The organism is Bifidobacterium tissieri (assembly GCF_002259645.1).
Lineage (GTDB): Bacteria > Actinomycetota > Actinomycetes > Actinomycetales > Bifidobacteriaceae > Galliscardovia > Galliscardovia tissieri.
In genome coordinates, this window is the sequence record NZ_MWWV01000003.1 from 228,296 (window position 1) to 245,275 (window position 16,980).

The 16,980-nt window shown below is 62.1% G+C and carries 11 protein-coding genes and 1 pseudogene; 11 read left to right on the forward strand and 1 reads right to left on the reverse strand.

What is annotated here, in order from left to right:
- Positions 1 to 5: 5 nt before the first annotated feature.
- From BTIS_RS02465 to BTIS_RS02480, 4 genes are all read left to right on the forward strand, one after another.
- On the forward strand, positions 6 to 3,665 hold the full coding sequence (locus tag BTIS_RS02465) for a helicase (RefSeq protein WP_094662332.1): 3,660 nt from the start codon (positions 6 to 8) through the stop codon (positions 3,663 to 3,665).
- Complete coding sequence (locus BTIS_RS02470; RefSeq protein ID WP_245819223.1) at positions 3,662 to 3,931, forward strand: hypothetical protein; 270 nt, start codon at positions 3,662 to 3,664, stop codon at positions 3,929 to 3,931. Before BTIS_RS02465 ends, BTIS_RS02470 begins: the two co-directional genes overlap by 4 nt.
- A gap of 163 nt (positions 3,932 to 4,094) precedes the next feature.
- Positions 4,095 to 4,286, forward strand: coding sequence for an FmdB family zinc ribbon protein (locus BTIS_RS02475; protein ID WP_093959706.1), 192 nt, complete (start codon positions 4,095 to 4,097; stop codon positions 4,284 to 4,286).
- A 135-nt stretch (positions 4,287 to 4,421) separates the two neighbouring features.
- The gene (locus tag BTIS_RS02480) at positions 4,422 to 5,096 is read left to right on the forward strand and encodes an SAF domain-containing protein (RefSeq protein WP_094662334.1); all 675 of its coding nucleotides are present in this window, start codon (positions 4,422 to 4,424) and stop codon (positions 5,094 to 5,096) included.
- Here the strand turns inward: BTIS_RS02480 and BTIS_RS02485 are convergent.
- Positions 5,056 to 5,739, reverse strand: coding sequence for a 5-formyltetrahydrofolate cyclo-ligase (locus tag BTIS_RS02485; protein ID WP_094662336.1), 684 nt, complete (start codon positions 5,737 to 5,739; stop codon positions 5,056 to 5,058). The two genes, BTIS_RS02480 and BTIS_RS02485, sit on opposite strands and share 41 nt — an antisense overlap.
- A 130-nt stretch (positions 5,740 to 5,869) precedes the next feature.
- Between BTIS_RS02485 and BTIS_RS02490 the strand changes: the two genes are divergently transcribed.
- From BTIS_RS02490 to BTIS_RS02520, 7 genes and pseudogenes are all read left to right on the forward strand, one after another.
- A complete protein-coding gene (locus BTIS_RS02490; RefSeq protein WP_094662338.1) occupies positions 5,870 to 6,538 on the forward strand; it encodes a GNAT family N-acetyltransferase in 669 nt (222 codons plus the stop codon).
- Between the two features lie 131 nt (positions 6,539 to 6,669).
- Positions 6,670 to 8,079, forward strand: coding sequence for a hypothetical protein (locus tag BTIS_RS02495; protein ID WP_143248843.1), 1,410 nt, complete (start codon positions 6,670 to 6,672; stop codon positions 8,077 to 8,079).
- Between the two features lie 194 nt (positions 8,080 to 8,273).
- Positions 8,274 to 8,567 carry a co-chaperone GroES gene (gene groES, locus BTIS_RS02500; RefSeq protein WP_093959701.1) on the forward strand — a complete coding sequence of 98 codons (294 nt, stop codon included), beginning with the start codon at positions 8,274 to 8,276 and terminating at the stop codon, positions 8,565 to 8,567.
- A gap of 272 nt (positions 8,568 to 8,839) precedes the next feature.
- Entirely contained in the window at positions 8,840 to 9,604 is a 765-nt protein-coding gene (locus BTIS_RS02505) for a hypothetical protein (RefSeq protein WP_094662342.1), read from the forward strand.
- A 145-nt stretch (positions 9,605 to 9,749) separates the two neighbouring features.
- Positions 9,750 to 10,979: pseudogene (locus tag BTIS_RS02510) on the forward strand (trans-sulfuration enzyme family protein).
- Positions 10,980 to 11,075: 96 nt separating this feature from the next.
- Positions 11,076 to 12,242, forward strand: coding sequence for an AAA family ATPase (locus BTIS_RS02515; protein WP_094662344.1), 1,167 nt, complete (start codon positions 11,076 to 11,078; stop codon positions 12,240 to 12,242).
- 9 nt (positions 12,243 to 12,251) lie between these two features.
- Positions 12,252 to 16,940, forward strand: coding sequence for a transglutaminaseTgpA domain-containing protein (locus tag BTIS_RS02520; RefSeq protein WP_094662346.1), 4,689 nt, complete (start codon positions 12,252 to 12,254; stop codon positions 16,938 to 16,940).
- The last annotated feature ends 40 nt before the right edge of the window (positions 16,941 to 16,980 follow it).

The following is a 16,980-nucleotide window of genomic DNA, read 5'->3' on the forward strand; positions in this document are numbered from 1 at the left end:
ACACCATGAATGTAACCAACAAGCTCGAACCGACGGCCGCATTGGAACGGATTCGTTCGTGGTATCGCGAGTACCGCAACGAGCATGGTCCGTCCCCGGTGGAGGATCTGTCCCAGCTGGAGGCTCGTCTCGACCTCACCCATGCGCATCCGTCCGGCATCGCGCAGCTGTTCGCCAGCGGCCATGTGCAGCTGAGCAGCCTGTTCCGTGACAGCGGCATGCTCCGCGCCGGCCAGCGCCGCCTGTCGCGCGTGCTGGAGGACCAGATCGCGGTGGAAAGCGCCAGCGGCAACGCGCAGCTGTCCCTTGCCGTGGGCGTGGCCAGCTGGAAGGGTTCGGCCATGCCGCTGTTGCTCTATCCGGTTCAGGTGGATCAGGAGGAGGGGGCCGAGTCCCTCGCCCACGCGCAGATCCGCTTCACGTCCACCGCCACGCTGAATCCGGCGTTCATCTCCGCCATGCATGATCAGGGCGTGATGCTTGACGAGGACGCCCTGCTCGATTCCTCGCAGTACGCCGACAATTCCCCCGAAACGTCCGCGCTGTTCTCCCGCATCACCTCGCTGGTGGGCGATACCGTGGAATCCTTCATCGTGGAGCGCGAGATCATTCTCGGCTGCTTCATCCATTCGTCCACGCTGTTCATCGAGGAGGCGCAGACGCTGATCCGTCGTATGGAACGCGGCGTGACCGGCAACGATCTGCTCGACACGCTCGCCGGCAACGACAAGGCCGCCGCATTCCTGTCGGAGTACCCGGTCTCCTCGTACACGCCGTACGACATCGATCCGCATAACGAGCTCGAGATCGGCGACGTCGACAACGTCACGCGCTACGCCGCGCAGATCGTGTCGTCGGGCGCATCCGTATTCGTCGATCTGCCGGGCGGCCGCGGTTCCGAAAGCATCGCCGCCGGCGTGACCAGCCGTGCCATCATGAACGGCAAGACGGTGCTGTACGTGCCGTGCGTGCCCAGCCAGAAGCGTCGTTTCGTCAAGCAGGTCAAGCGGCACGAGATGTCCGGCATGCTGCTCGACATCAACGACAACGCGTTCAACAACGCCATCGATCATCAGCTCATCGCCGCCGTGGGCTTCCAGCCCGGAACGGCCAGTTCGCACTTCGACCAAGTGGCCGACGAACTCGTGGGCGTGCGCACCCGTCTGGCGCGCTACCTCGGCGACCTGCACGGCAAGAACAAGGAATGGGGCATCTCCGCCTACGAGACGATCCAGAACCTCGCCCGCATCTCCGCGCTGCCCACGCATCCGGCCACGCATGTGCGCCTGACCGAGGGGGCGGCCCGGCAGCTGGGCAACTCCATGGACGCGTGGAGCAAGAAGCTCGTGCGCGCCGGCGAACTCGGCGAATTCGAGATCGGCCCGGAGGACACCTCCTGGTTCAAGGCCGCCGTATACAGCGAGCAGGAGGCGGTGAACGCCTACCAGCGCGTGGTCCGTCTGCTGGAGAAGCTGCTGCCCGCCGTGCGCGAGCAGATCCGCATGGTGGTGGAGACCTGCGGCTTCCCGATCCCGAACACCATGCAGGAGTGGGGACGTCAGGTCGTGGTGCTCAAGAACCTGCGTCGCGTGCTCGACGTGTTCCAGCCCGCGGTGTTCGAACGCGACATCCCCGCCATGATCGAAGCGTCCAAGTCCAAGGCCGCCCGCAAGGCGGAAGGCACCACGATGGGCTTCTGGGAGCGTCGCCGCCACGTCAAGGAGGCGAAGAGCCTGCTGCGTGTGGGCGCTCAGGTGGAGGACCTGCACGAGGCGCTGCTGGTGGTGGCCAAGCAGGCCGAGCAGTGGCGTACGTTCGTGCCCCACGGCGGCTGGCCCGTGCTGCCGCCCAAGCTCGACGACATCATCGACACGCAGGATGCGATCATCTCCGATCTGACCGCGCTCAACAGCGTGCTCGCCACCACGCCCGACGGCGCCGAACTCGAATCCGTACAGTTCGCAGCATTGGAATCCCGTCTGCAGGCGTTGTTCGACGACCATCGTTCGCTCGACACCCTGCCCGAACGCAGCGCGCTTGAACGCGACTTCGTCGCCAACGGTCTGGGCGATCTCGTCGACGATCTGCGCAACCGTCGCGTATCCAAGGACGCCGCCCCCGGCGAACTGCAGCTCGCCTGGTGGACCACCATCTTCGAACTCATCGTGCACTCCTCGCCGATCATCTCCAACCAGGACGGTTCCGTACTCTCCTCCGCGTCCGAACGCTTCGCGCAGGTGGACGCCGAACATGTGGCGAGCGTGGGCCCGATGATCAATCAGGAGATGACCAAGCGCCTGAGCGAACTGCTGTTCTCCCGCTCGCACGAGGCGAACCAGCTGCACACGCTGCTGGCCAATCCGGCCCGCGTGCCACTGAATCGCCTCCGTCGCGACTACCCGAACATCCTCACCGCCACCAAGCCGATCCTCGTGGCGTCGCCCGCCACGCTCGTGGCCAACACGTCGCTCGGTCATCTCGCCGACATTGCCATCGTGGACTCCGCGGCGCACATGGACCCGCTGGAACTGCTGTCGATTCTGGCCCGCGTCGATCAGGTGGTCGTCATCGCGCATCGCGAGACCATCACCTCGCCGGCCGTGGCCGCGCTGGTGCCGTGCCTGAAACAGCTGAAGGTGCTGTCGCGCACCGACCGCAGGGATCCGCGCATCAGCCAATTCCTCGAGGACAACGGCTACGGCAAGGTCCCGCTCACGCTGTCCATGCCCGACCCGCGCGGCGGCGTCGGATACACTCACGTCGAGGCCAGCGGCGTGCCGTCGCCCATCACCGGACTGGTGGAAAGCAGCAAGAACGAGATCGACAAGGTCGTGGAACTGGTCATCGGCCGTGCCACCGGATTCAGGATCGTCCCGGCGTCCTACTCGCTGACCATCGTCACCATCTCCCAGGTGCACCGTCAGCGCATCGGCGCCGAACTCAAGTCCCGCAGCTCCAAGGATCCCGGCCTGCGCAAGTTCCTGCGTCACGTGCGCATCGTGAGCCTCAACGAGGTCTCCGGCGTGGAATCCGACGATGTGATCATCACGTTCGGCTTCGCCCGCACCACGCACGGCCGTCTGCTGCAGCAGTTCGGCATGCTCGAGCTGAACGGCGGCGACGCCATGCTGCTCGACGCGCTCGCGCTCGCCCACGTACATGTGGACGTCGTCTCCTCGTTCGGTTCGCAGGACCTTGACGATGAGCGTCTGCGTCAGGCCGGTCCGCAGCTCATGAAGAAGCTGCTCGCCTGGTGCGAGCACATCGACGAGGTGAAGGTGCCCGAGCCCGGCCCGCTGCCCAAGGAATCCAGCACGTTGCTGATCGATCTCGCCGAACGTATGCGCGCCCGCGGCCTGAACGTGGAGCTCAACTACGGTTTCCCGGACGGCATGAGCATTCCGATGGTCGTCGGTCTGCCCGGCAAGCCGTTCATCCTCGCCATCGAAACCGACGACGCCGGATTCATGTCGATCCCGTCCACCCGCCAACGCCATCGCTTCGAAATGGAGGATCTGCAGGCCATGGGCTGGTCGGTGATGGTCGTGTGGAGCGTGGCCGCGTTCGTCAACCCCGACAAGGAGGTCGACCGCGTGGTGGCACGCATGGCCGAGCTTGTGGGCGCAACCGGCAACGGCAAGCCCGGTGCGAGGACTGCACGATGACGAATTCCGTGAATTCCATGGATTCCTCGAATTCCACAGTGCGAGTCGTCGACGCCTCCGGTGAGCGATCCGGTCGCCGGAAGCACCGCCGAGTGGTGTTCAAGGGAACGGAACGATTCGACGCCGACGGTCTGTTCGACGCCGAATCGTCCGCCGATCCCGACGAACTGCGCGAACGCGCGAACAAGTCAAGCGACGACGATCAGCGTATCCTGACCGAACTGCCCCCGCACTGGGCCAAATTCGACGCCGAAGGCCGCCGATAGCGTTCACATCCTTGTTCTGGATACCGCTCCGGACTTCCGGAACGGTCCATCCATATTTGTCGTCGTTCCGGTTAGGATATGTAACCGATTGTCTTTTGACGTTGAATCTGACTTTGACGTCCGACCTGACGTTTGATGAAGTCCAGTTGTGGAGGAGCCAGCCGTGCCTACTTATCACTACCGTTGCAAGAACTGCTCGTATGATTTCACCGAGCAGCAGTCGTTCACCGACGATCCCATCACCGTCTGCCCGAAGTGCGGCGAGGAGCAGGTGCACAAGGTGTACGCCGCCCCGTCCATCGAATTCAAGGGCCACGGCTTCTACCGCACCGACGGCGCATCCTCCAAGAAGTGAGCCGATATCGCAAACCGTAGCCGATGCGGTGCGTCGGGTCGTGCGTAACGGTTGCACTTGCAACGCTGACGCACGTTCGACCACATTGGTCGTGTACTCTGGCCAAGGCATATTCCCATCAGTCACAGTGGGAATATGCCTTTTTTATTTTCGTCATCATTATCATCATCCCGTCGCCGTGACGACACCGTGGTCGTTCGTCGGCGTCGCGCACTCGCCCGTCGCCTGACGGTGGCGTTCTGCGCCGGATTATCGGTATGGCTAATCCTGCAATGCATGATGTCACTGGTGGAACGCAGCCCCGTCGTGGTCGCATCCGTCTCGATATCGCGCGGAACCGCCATCGACTTCGACGACATGACCGTGGAACAGGTGCCAGCCTCCGTGGTCACCGAGTCGGCATTCCATACGACGGAGGACGCCACCGGACTGATCGCACAGGTGGACATCGCCAAAGGCGAGCCGATCATGCGATCGATGGCATCCAAGACGCCGGTGATCGGCACCGACCAGACCGCCGTTGAGGTCACCTTGGCAAGCTCGACGACAACGTTGATGCCGGGACGGCACGTACGCCTGGTCGCCGCCGACCGTGTGCTCGCCGAATCCGCACTGGTGCTCACAGTGCCGGACCAGGGGAGCGGAGAATCCGATGGATTACTGTCTGGAAAAGCCGAATCGGAGACGGTGACGATCGCGCTCACCGCCGACGAGGCCATGGCGGTACTCGCCGCCCAGCAGGAAGGGCCGGTACTCGCGGTGACGATCGCTACCGAAGCCGAGCCCGATCCGACTGCGCCACCCGAGTGAACCCGTCCGGCGTGAGCACGCCATCGACAGGCATATCGTGCCGTTCACGCGGCAGTTCATGATCGACGAACTCCCACGGCCACACCACGGCCGTCACGTCGGTGCCGGGACGACGCAACGCGAGCATGCGGTCATACCAGCCGCCGCCGCGTCCCAGCCGCCATCCGTCACGATTCACCAGCACCGCCGCGGTGATCGTCAACTCCGCCTGCGCGATGGTCTCGGCGGGCAGCACCTCGCCCTCGGGCTCCCGCGGTCGGCGCTCGCCGGCGTCGGCAAGCTCGTCCATCCGTTCCAGCACGCCCCAGCCCAGATCGCGCCCACTTCCCAGTCTCGGCACCAGCACGCGCACATGTCGTGACAGCAGCGCGCGCAGCAACGGCAATGTGGATACCTCGGTGCCCATCGATACGTAGGCGGCCACGGTGGTCAGGCCATCGAACAAGCCGGATCCCATGGCAACGGTCGCCAATCGTTCCCCGGCCGTCTCCCGTTCCTCCGGCGTGGTCAGTCGACGTCGTGCCAACGCCACATGCCGAAACGCGGATTTGTCATGCAGATCGGAGGGGAGAACCAGTTCGGTGGTGTCATATGCAATGTCATATTCAGCGTCATGTGCAGTGTCCTGTTCAGCATCTGTCATGCTCCGGTTCTACCAGTCACTGCCAACCGCATACTGATTCCTTAGTGTGATCACACTAAGGAATGGGGTTTCGGGCAGGGGCGCACCCTCGTTGTACGTGTTGTACGTCCCTCGGCGGAACATGGGAGCCATGTTCCGGCTGTTTTCCAGAAATGTGTCAGAAACGGGCAATGCGAACTTTCGCGTACCATCCGCGCTTGAGGCCCCGCAGGGGTTTGCCCCGCTGCGACTGCGTCCCATGACCAGTGCGGATTGGGATGAGTGGAGCACCGCGCGACGTCGTAACGAACAGTGGCTCAGGCCTTGGGACTCCGGTGACCCGCTGCATGGGTCGCCCATCACCTTCGACGAGTGGATCAGTCGTCAGCGTGAGGCGGAGCGTATGGGACGCGGCATCATTCTGCTGATGGAACTCAATGGCCGCATCGTCGGGCAGATCTCATTGGGCGCGGTGAGCTACGGTGCGATGCGTACCGGAACGGTGGGGTATTGGGTCGACGAGGCCCACGCCGGTCGTGGGCTGGCCCCGCTCGCGCTGGCCATGCTGGGTGACTGGGCCCTTTCCGATCCCACCGGTCCGGAGCTGCATCGTATGGAGGTCGCCATCCTTCCCGAGAACACGCGTTCCAAGCATGTTGTGGAGAAAGTGGGGATGAATTTCGAGGGGGTACGACACAGTTATATGTATGTGGACGGCCAATGGCGTGATCATGACGTATACGTTCTGTTGGATTCCGACGTTTCCGGCTCATTGACGGCTCGTCTGAAGCCGGTTTCGGCTCCGACACACCACGTGTGAAACGTCTGGTTTTTTCAGGAGGTTACCCTATCGTAGAGTTCATGGATCTGGATTCGCTTGCAAGTGTTGTACTGTGGGCGATAATATTGGTACTTCTGTTCGGTCTTCAGCCGTGGAAAACGATGAACGGCATGAGGAACGCAATGGAGCATCGTCCAGACCGGTATTCCGCATCATTGCATATCATCGATATGGATGATGGTATGCACTTCGGCGACAGGGCACCAACTACCGCCGGGAAAGGGACGGCTATGCAGTCTGGGGCACAGGCAACCAAGCTCGACGACAAGCGGATCGAGCATGTTCGCGCGTTGCGTCGTGCCGCCATTCGTCGTCGCCGTCTGCTTGTGGGATCGTTGTTCGCAGTCGCCGTGGTGGTGTTCGTTCTTGCCCTGCTGCTGCATTTCAGTCCGTTGTTCGCGCTGATCCCGATTGCGCTCGATGGCGTGGTGCTCGCACTCGGTGTGCGCGCATCCAAGCAGGCAAGGGAGTGGGAGCATAAGGTCGCCGCGGCCAAGCGTCGCGCATCGAAGAGGAGGCCGACCGCTTCCGCGGGGTCCACGCAACGGTCTCGTGGCCGGAATGCCGTCCAGACCGTGGCCGAACCGGAGGCTCAGACCGCCACCGACGCGATGAGCGCTCAGGATATTCAGGCCGCATTGGAGCGTGCCAAGGCCGAGAAGCTTGCGGCATTGAAGGCGCGTGAGCTTGAACGCCGTGCGCGTGAGGCCGCCGCCCGTGCTCAGGCGTCGGCGGTCATGCCCGAGGACGAGGAGCCGGCGGATTCCGCTCTGTCCACGCCTGCGACGATCACTCCGCGCAGTCAGCGTCATCAGGACACCGGTGAGGCTCCGAAGGCCGTTCGTCAGGATGCTCGCGGTCCGCGTCATCCGGGGGCGGCGGTTGCCGACGGCATTGTTCCGTCCGCTCAGCAGGCGTCCGCCAAGTCGACCGCTTCCCCGTCTGCGATTCAGCATGCTGTGAATCAGCCCCATAAGCCCGTGGTCAAGGAGAAGCCGGCCAGCGAGCCCGAGGACTTCACCAATGAGCTGGAACGCGTGTCGCCGTCCCATGCGCTCGACGCCTTCGAGCTGGCTGCAAATCAGGATCTCATCTCCTTCTCGCTGGGTGCGCCGCGCCATGGCAAGCCGGTCAAGGCGGTGGAACCGCAGAGCCTTGAGATCAAGTCCACCAAGCAGGTGGCTCATGCCGAACCGGTGAAACCCGCTCAGAAACCGGTTCAGAAGGCCTCTACGACGGTTGCTGATGCCCAGCGCGCACAGGACAAGGCCGAACTTCACACGAGCGCGCAGAAGGCCGTTTCTGAGGCCGACGCGACTCCCGTTACAGACTCCGTCTCAACGTCCAAGGACGATGCCGTGTCCAAGCTGGTTAACGGTAAGAAGATCGAGGAGGCCGCGGCTCGTCGTGCCGAGCGCAAGGCCGCTGTCGCCGCGCATGCGCCTGTGGCGGCTCCCGCGAAGACCGAGGAGTCGCTTGGCGTGAACGTGGATGCCGTCCTCGCTCGTCGCCGCGGCTGATTGCCCGGTGGGTCATCGCTGCGTCCCTTCCTTCGCTGATGGCAAACTCCGTTAGCACTCAAGTTGGCAGAGTGCTAATTTCGCGCTACCATATCGAGTAGCGCAAAAGGACGTTCACCCGAGTGATCGTCAGCCTCTCGGCGGCGTTCTGGCGTGGGAATTGTTCGATTGCTCTTTGAAAGAGGAGGCCCACAGTGTCGATTGCACTCACACCGTTGGAAGACAAGATTGTCATCAAGCAGGCCGCTGCCGAAACCCAGACCGCTTCCGGTCTGTTCATTCCGGACAGCTCCAAGGAGAAGCCGCAGCAGGGCGAAGTCCTGGCCGTGGGCCCGGGCCGTCGCGACGACAAGGGCGAGCGCATCCCCGTCGACGTGAAGGTCGGCGACAAGGTGCTGTACTCCAAGTACGGCGGCACCGAGGTCAACTACGGCGGCGAGGACTACCTGATCGTCTCCGCCCGCGACGTGCTGGCCATCCTGAACTGATCCCACTGATCTGATTCAGACCGACGCCGGTCATACACCGCGTCCAATACTTCAAGGCTCCCTACCGTTTCCACGGCAGGGAGCCTTTTCTGCTAGTCCCTGATCTGCTGACAACGACCATTGATCAAATTCATCTGTGGCGTGCGGTTTACTTGTTCTTGCATCCATGTGCAGTGGTAAAAAGGGAATGTTAGCCTCCTGGGAACATGCGTGGAAAAGTCGAAGATGACTTTCGATGTGGGGGCAATCGGAAAGAGCGAAGGGATGTAACGATGAATGAATCAGTATTGCGCGGCGTTCACCGTAGCGCATGTAAAGTTATCGGCGTGATGGCGATATGTACCATGACGATTGCCGTGGCGGGGTGTGGGGCGTTGCCCGGCTCTTCGTCGACGCCGTCAGATGCTGTCGCCGCATCGTCCGGCGATAGCACTCTGGATTCGGCTGTGCGACAGATATACACCAAGGATTACACCTATACGAAAACTAGCGTTTCCACATATGGCGAAGAGGCGGTGACCGTGGTGTCCCAGGGCGAGGTGTCCCAGTCCCCGTATCGGGAGCATGTGAAGGTGATGTCATCGAGTTCACAGATTTGGGATGAAGCATATTTCTATGACAACGGCAGTGCGTTGCTTCACACGGAATCCGGATGGCAAAAGACCAGATCCAACAGATCATACCCATATGGCCACAATCGGAAGCTTGATGTTACCGGGACTGATACGAACGGTGATGTGCGAACGTATTCCACTCGATATACGGAAAATGTCGGTAAAGGGTATGGAATCGACGATCTTACCGCCACGCTGACTCAGACTTATCGCATCGATGCCGATGGGAACTTGCTGAGCATAGAAACCGATCTGAGTGATCTCAATCGAGTGACGGCAATCGCAAACGCCATGTCAGCTAATGGAGAAGATCGTGCGGAAGCCGAGAGCAATGCTGGAACAGCAGAAGATCATGCCTCCAAGGAAACCCTGGAGATTCACGATCTTGGCGTGACACAATCCATCGAGATTCCGAAGGTGTGAACTCCATTTTGACCATGATTTCGAGATGGGCGTGTACTCGGCTTGAAGATTCTGCCTATGGCGGGTTGGAAAACGTTGCAATCGCAACGATTGGATGAGATCGGGCCGGGATGCGCGAAGCGACGGGCTGTGGCACGCTGGGATCATGACTTCAGATCTTACGCATCAGGGCGTGTCATTCGACGACAAGCCTCTGGGATTCAATACGCTGTCCATCCATCTGGGCAACGGCGTGGATGCCGAGACCGGCGCCATCCGTCGTCCGATCACGCTCGCCAACGCCTACGCGTTGCCCTACGATCCATCCGACATCAACTGGTCGAGCTCCGACGTGAACCTCTACACGCGCAACGGTCATCCGAACCAGCGCTATCTTGAGGCCAAGCTCGCTAAACTCGAGGGTGCGGAGGACGCGGTGGTGCTCGCCAGCGGTGTGGCCGCGCTGTCCGCCACGTTCACCACGTTCCTCAACCGAGGCGATCACGCCGTATTCTCCGACACCACATACATCGCCGCCTACTGACTGCTCGAGCAGATCCTGCCGGAGAAGTACGGCATCGAAACCAGCATCGTCGACACGTCCGATCCTGCGAACGTCGCCGCTGCACTCAAGCCGAACACCAAGCTCGTGCACATCGAAACACCGGCGAATCCGACGCTCAAGGTGTCGGATATCAAGACTATCGCCGCACTCGTGCACGATCACAATCCCGAAGCCGTGGTGAGCGTCGACAACACGTTCAATTCACCGTTCAACGTACGACCGCTCAATCTCGGCGCGGACATCGTGATCGAAAGCCTGACCAAGTACATCAACGGTCATGGCGACGCGCTCGGCGGAGCCATCGCCACCACCAAGGAGCGCACCGACCAGATCCGCTTCACCGCGCAGGTGAACTACGGCGGCATCATCAGCCCGTTCAACGCATGGCTCATCAATCGCGGATCCGTCACACTGCCGCTGCGCATGAGGCAGCACAATGCGTCCGCGCTCGCCATCGCCCAGCATCTTGAGTCCCTGCCGCAGGTGCGGTTCGTCGCCTACCCCGGTCTGGAAAGCCACCCGCATCACGATGTCGCCGTCTCGCAGCTCGCCCGTCCCGACGCCGGATTCGGTGGCGTGCTCGCATTCGGTCTCGACACCGATCACGACGGGCACAACCGGTTTGTATCCAAACTCAACGTGATCACATCAGCCGTTTCCCTCGGCCATGATGAAAGCCTGATCGTGTTCCTCGGCGAGGATGACGAACGACAGTACCTGTATCCGGAGGAGTTCCACCGCGGATTCTTCCGCCTCGCCGTCGGCTTGGAGGATACGGATGATCTGATCCGCGACATTGATCACGCGCTCGCCGAGGCCGGACTGGCGTAAGAGCCGGCCACTTGCCGATTTCTCTAAGGGCGTGTTCGTCGGTTTCCATCAAGTTATAGTGGAAACCGACAGCTTTTGCGATGACGGGAGCCGGCAATGGGGGATCAGCAACACGGTGATGGACAGTATGCCGGTGATGGACAGTATGCCGGTCGGCGTAGGAATCGGCGATTCCGGAATCGTGATCAGGACAGTCCGGACGGTGGATATGGTCAGCACGTCGAGGGGAATGCGACGTTTGCGGCCGCTGGCGGTGATGCCGCAACGGCGGACCTCGCTCAGCTTCCGTCGCATATCATCGACTCGTTGTGCAAGGTGCTTGTCTGCTCGCGTGAGGTGATCGAGCTGACCGTGACCGTATTGTGCGCCGGCGGTCATCTGCTGCTCGAGGACGTGCCCGGCACTGGTAAGACCACGCTCGCCCGCGCGCTCGGCCAGTGTGTTGGTGGCACCGTTCATCGCATCCAGTTCACGCCCGATATGATGCCGTCCGATCTGACCGGCGTGAACGTGTATGACCAGCGTGCTCAGCGGTTTGAATTCCATCCCGGCCCATTGTTCGCGGACATCGTCATCGCCGACGAGGTGAACCGTGCGAATCCGAAGACGCAGGCCGCCATGCTTGAGGCCATGGCCGAGCGACAGATCAGCGTAGACGGCGTGACGCGTCGGCTTCCCGAATCGTATCTCGTGCTGGCCACGCAGAATCCGATCGAACTTGAAGGCACCTATCCGCTGCCCGAGGCGCAGCTGGACCGTTTCATGGCCCGCTCGTCGATCGGCTACCCCACGCGTGATGCCGAACGGGCCATGCTGCTTGGCGAGCACGCGGGCGAACCGTTAACGGATCTTCAGCCGGTGTGCACCACGCTTGAACTGGGCGAGGTGCTGTGGCAGGTGCGTGCCGTGCAGGTGAGCGAACCGGTGGCCGACTATATCGTGTCGATCGTGCGGGCCACGCGTGAGCGTGACGACGTGCGGTTCGGCGCATCGCCACGTGCCGGCCTGAATCTGCTCGCCATGGCCCGTGCCCGCGCGTTCATCCGCGGTCGTGATTTCGTCACGCCACATGACGTCAAGACACTGGCCGTGCCGGTGCTGGCCCATCGTCTGGTGCCCAGAAACATGACCGGCGCAAGTGCGTCGGCGGAGCAGTGCGAGCGGATCGTGTCGTCGATTCTGGAATCGGTATCCGCTCCGGATGCCGGCCGTTCGGCCCCGGTGAAATCCGGCGCAACGCCGCGTGCGGTGCGATCCCGGTAGGAGCAGGCCATGAGTGCGCATGACGGTCAAGCTGTGGGACGTCGTCGAGCTGCGGCCGGCGATCGTCCGGCGCGTCGTGCTCGGTCGGCGCAGCATGACCGATTCGCATGGCGCAACCGTTTCCGTTCGCTTACGCATGCTCATGCCCATACGGCCAATGCCCACAACACGACCATCGTCATGCGCAAACCCTACCGGCATGGCATGATTCGCCCGACCGTTCGTCTGATCGTGCTGCTGGCGCTTGCCGGCGTGGCCCTGTTCTTCGCATTGGCGGTCGACAGCACTGCGCTTATGGCGTTGGCAATCAGTGTCCCCGCATTGGCGGTGATCTCGCTGATCGTAACGCTGGCAACACGTCCGCTTATCAACTGTCAACGTGGTCGAATGGACGACGATGCAACGCGCGACTTCCGGCGGTCCGTTGTGACTATCGTCCGACGCTGCATGATTCCCGGTCTTATCCGTCGTGAATGCCAATGGTCGCAACTCGATCAGCATGATCACGTAATCCGCCGATTTCGTTCCACCGATACGCCTGTTGATCGAGGACTGTACCGCTTGGATGCCACGGCGGTCACGTGGTTTGACGGGTTCGGTCTGTGGAAGAGTCGACGGCTGATTAGTGAGCACGCCGAACGGCTGAATCCTCCCGACATCGCGCTCGCCGAACCCAAGGGAATCATGCCGATGTCGTCGCATCCCGGTCGCGGGGAGGAGACCGACGCCGCCACGGTCCGTCGATACGAATCCGGCGACCCCTGGCGTATGATCGCTTGGCGGGCGAGTGCGCATCGCGGCACACTGATGACCCGCGAAGGTTCCCGCGATGCCCGATCCGACACACTGATCGTGGTCGATACATCGACCGGCTGTTCCATTGACGTATGCCTTGCCACAGCTGCCCAACGATACGAGTCGTTGCGTGCGGCCGGCGTGCGGGTGTCGGTGACGGACGGCGAGACGGTATACTCGAACGCCGATGCCATTGAACGGTTTCTGGCGGCTGCCCAGTCGGGCGATCATGATGTGACCGTCGGGGAGCGCGCCCGGCAGGTTGCACAGGCACTGGGGCGTCTTCCCGGCTACACCGCGGTGCTGTTGACGCCGGAATCGGCTGAATCGGCAGAATCCGGCACGACGGACAAGCCAACAGAATCGGGCGCGGGGGAGCGCTCTTCCATACACATCCCCAAAGTTGTGCACACGACGGTGGATGACGTGGATAGGTCTGGGGATTCCCGCGACGGCAACGATTTACACCATGCGGAGAACCGTGAACGGAACGTCGACGAGCGGAGTGCCGGTACGTCGAACGGCGATGTGCGGAATCCGCATTCCGCCACTGTGTCGCCAACGATATCGTCGCAGTCGACATTGGAACAGGCGTTGTGTGCGTTGATCCCGGAACGTCGGTTTGACGTCGTGCGGGTGCCGAAGAAAACAGGCATCGACTCTGCCGCATCCGCTGCCACTGATTCATCCAGCGACTCTGATTCGTCCACTGCTCAAGTGTCATCAGGCGTTGCGGAGACCGCCGCTGCCACTTCTACCGTGCCTGCAATCGTCGCTCAGGCCATCACCATGCCGGTCCTGCTGGCGATCGCCGTATGGCAGACCAGTACGCTGTTCTCCTTCGGATGGTGGACATGGTTCGCGTTTGCGGCGCTACCGATCATCGGCGTGGACGCAGTGATTCCGGTCAAACGACGCATCCGACTGATACGCGGACTCGTCGTCAGCCTCCTTGTCGTCATCGCGGCTGTAATCCTTGCGATCCTACGCATTCGACGATTCGCGGCAGAATCCGCGGTCGATATACCGTCGTCCGCCACCCCCAATGGCAGTCCTCAAGACCCCCTTGCACAAGCGGACGAACAGACCGGCATATTCCACTCGCTGACGACTGTGATCAATGCCCTGTCGGCCGGTGCGATCGAAATCTACGAGCAGTATGTGCCGGTCGTCCTTGGCGGCAATGCCGACGCGTTGCTCATACTTGTGGTCGCCGCCATCGCCATCGTGCTGCGCATACTGCTGATATTCCGTCCGGTTCGGCCCATCATCGCAGTGCTACCGATCGCCATCGCCGCCGTGGACTACGCGTGGGCGGGCCAGGAGCTCTCCCTGCCGTGGATCGTGGTCTGTCTCGTATCCGGCAGTGCCCTGCTGTGGTCGTCGCATGATCATCGCACGCACATGCGCCCGCCCGTACCGCTTATCGCATCCCTGATCGTGACCTCCATCGCCGTGGGATTCACGCCCATGGCCGTCACCGCCGCCCAGCGCGTGGACATCTCACTGGGCGAGGGCGGTGGACTGTTCTCCAACGGCACGATCAACCCGATGATCGATCTCAAACGTGGCGTGAACCAGACCGGTGCCACCACCGTATTCACCTACACCGCCAATGAACGCCTGTACTTCCGACTCGCCACGCTCGACGACTTCAATGGCGACACATGGTCGTTCTCCTCACGGCTCAGCGAGCGCGGCGGCTTCTATAACGGCAATGCCGGCGAGACCGGGAACGATGGCGTGACCACCTCCTCCGGTTCCGCATGGTCGCCCGTCGCCGGCCAGTACATGTACTCGCCCTACAACCGGTTCAACGACGCCACGCCGATCGAACAGTACCTCGATGTACTCGGCGGCACCCAATCCGGCGGCGCGGAGGGAGCCGACTGGGAAGTCAACACCAAGGTGACCATCGATTCACTCAACTCCCGATTCCTGCCCGTGCCCTCCGGTTCCGTGAACACCAGTCAGGCCACGTCGGCGGGTGTTTGGCGGCGCGGCGGCGACTCGGCCTTCTACAGCGTCATGGCCGTCACCATGCCGGGCATGACCTACACCGCGGACGGCACCTACATCACCCCGATCCGCTCATCCGGCGACTTTTCCACCATCGACGCGCTCAACACGCTGAAAACCAAGGCCAACGAGAGTCGGACATCGCAGACGTTCCGCATCCGCGTCGGCGACGATCCCACCACCGTGACCGATACCAACGGCAACAGGATCGGCGAATTCACGCGCAACGGCATCAGATTCAACGACGACGTGATCGACCAATACGGTCTGCGCGGACGGTCATGGCTGATCGGCATCCCCGAAGTCGTCATCAACGACGGCAAGTCCGACGTCAGTACCGGCGTGACCGCATACGAAGTGCGTGGATACACGATCGAACTCAATCCATCGGCATGGCTGGTCCGTCTGATGAGCGACATGTATGGGGCGCTTGGCGCGGGAGCGCAAGTCGGCGACAACGAATTCTCGTTCCTGGTGCCGCCCATGCAGACCATGTTCAACAGCGATGGCAGTATGACGACAGCGGGCACAGCGAATGCCGGAGATGGGTCACGTTCTACTGATGCCGTCATCGATGAGCGTATTCCGAGCGGCTACGACGAACTGCCGGACGTTCTGCCGGCACAGGTGACGGCAGTGGTCGATCAGGCCAAACGGCAGGGCGTGCCGACGTCCGGCGGCGGGGCGGAAAGCCAGATCGCGGCCATGGAATATCTGGTCGACTACTTCACGCACAACGGATTCTCCTACTCGGTCAGCGCGCCCGACGGTTCCGGACGCAACAACATGCAGGTGATCGGCGACTTCCTCGATCGCAAGACCGGCTACTGCGCCCACTATGCGTCGGCGCTCGCCGTGCTCGGCCGGGCCATGGGTGTGAAAACCCGCATGGTGCTTGGCTATTCGCCCGGCAGCGGCGAATCCTCGGATGGATCATATGCCGTGGCCAGCAATCAGCTGCACAGCTGGGTGGAGGCATACATCAACGGACTCGGCTGGATCCCCTTCGACGTGACGCCGGCCTATGGCGTCGATGCCGCAACGGGTACCGATGCCGGGCAGACCGCCATCGCGCCGAGCACGTCAGCCTCCGCTAGTGCGCAGCCGTCTGACACGTCGTCATCGTCGGCGTCGCAGAACGCGTCCGCCACGCCGTCCGTCAGCCAGTCGGGCAGCGCCGATACCGATACGCCCGATGACGGCGAGAACGCCGATTCGACGACTGATGGTGATGCCGTCGGACAGGGCGATCAGGGTTGGGCCGCATTCCTGCATTCCCGTGCCGCGACGGCGCTCGCCGTACTTGCCGCGATGGTGTGCGGGTATGCGATCGTCAGTTCGGGCATGTGGATTCGTGCGTGGCGTCGCCGTCGTCGAATCCGTGAAATCCGTGCGATCCACGCCGACGGGGATCGCGCCTGGCTGATCGCATGGCGTGAACTGACCGATACGGCATGGGACTGGTCGGTGCGATGGCCGACGAGCGCCACCGAACAAGACATCGCCGACACGATCGTGCAATGGATCAGACGGGACGACGTGCGGAAGATACGGGAGAATACGACGGAAGTCGACGACTACGATGCCGTGATCGACACGATCGGCATGATGGCCGACCACGCCGAAGCCGCCGCCTATGGAGGCGGTTCCCGGCGAAACGATGTCTCTGGTGTCGCCGGAGACGTATCGGTGAGCAGGTTCGGGAACGTTGCCGCCGCGGACTCTGCCGATACCGAATCCTCGCGCATCGTCGCATCACTCGACGATGCGCGTGCGGTACTGTCACGTGTCTGGTCCGATCGTGCTAGGTCACTGCCTGCGATCGTACGCATTGGGCGTCTGCTGTCGCTGCGGCTGGTTCCGCGCTCGCTGTTCCGGCGCTGATCCGGCAAACCAATACTGAATCCGGCAATCCGACACTGAC

What these genes read in the sequence shown, in the direction of transcription:
- BTIS_RS02465 (WP_094662332.1), top strand. Translation starts at nt 6, where the DNA reads ATGAATGTAACCAACAAGCTCGAACCGACGGCCGCATTGGAACGGATT.
- BTIS_RS02470 (WP_245819223.1), top strand. Translation starts at nt 3,662, where the DNA reads ATGACGAATTCCGTGAATTCCATGGATTCCTCGAATTCCACAGTGCGA.
- BTIS_RS02480 (WP_094662334.1), top strand. Translation starts at nt 4,422, where the DNA reads ATGCCTTTTTTATTTTCGTCATCATTATCATCATCCCGTCGCCGTGAC.
- BTIS_RS02485 (WP_094662336.1), bottom strand. Translation starts at nt 5,739, where the DNA reads ATGACAGATGCTGAACAGGACACTGCACATGACGCTGAATATGACATT.
- BTIS_RS02490 (WP_094662338.1), top strand. Translation starts at nt 5,870, where the DNA reads ATGTTCCGGCTGTTTTCCAGAAATGTGTCAGAAACGGGCAATGCGAAC.
- BTIS_RS02495 (WP_143248843.1), top strand. Translation starts at nt 6,670, where the DNA reads ATGAGGAACGCAATGGAGCATCGTCCAGACCGGTATTCCGCATCATTG.
- BTIS_RS02505 (WP_094662342.1), top strand. Translation starts at nt 8,840, where the DNA reads ATGAATGAATCAGTATTGCGCGGCGTTCACCGTAGCGCATGTAAAGTT.
- BTIS_RS02515 (WP_094662344.1), top strand. Translation starts at nt 11,076, where the DNA reads ATGGGGGATCAGCAACACGGTGATGGACAGTATGCCGGTGATGGACAG.
- BTIS_RS02520 (WP_094662346.1), top strand. Translation starts at nt 12,252, where the DNA reads ATGAGTGCGCATGACGGTCAAGCTGTGGGACGTCGTCGAGCTGCGGCC.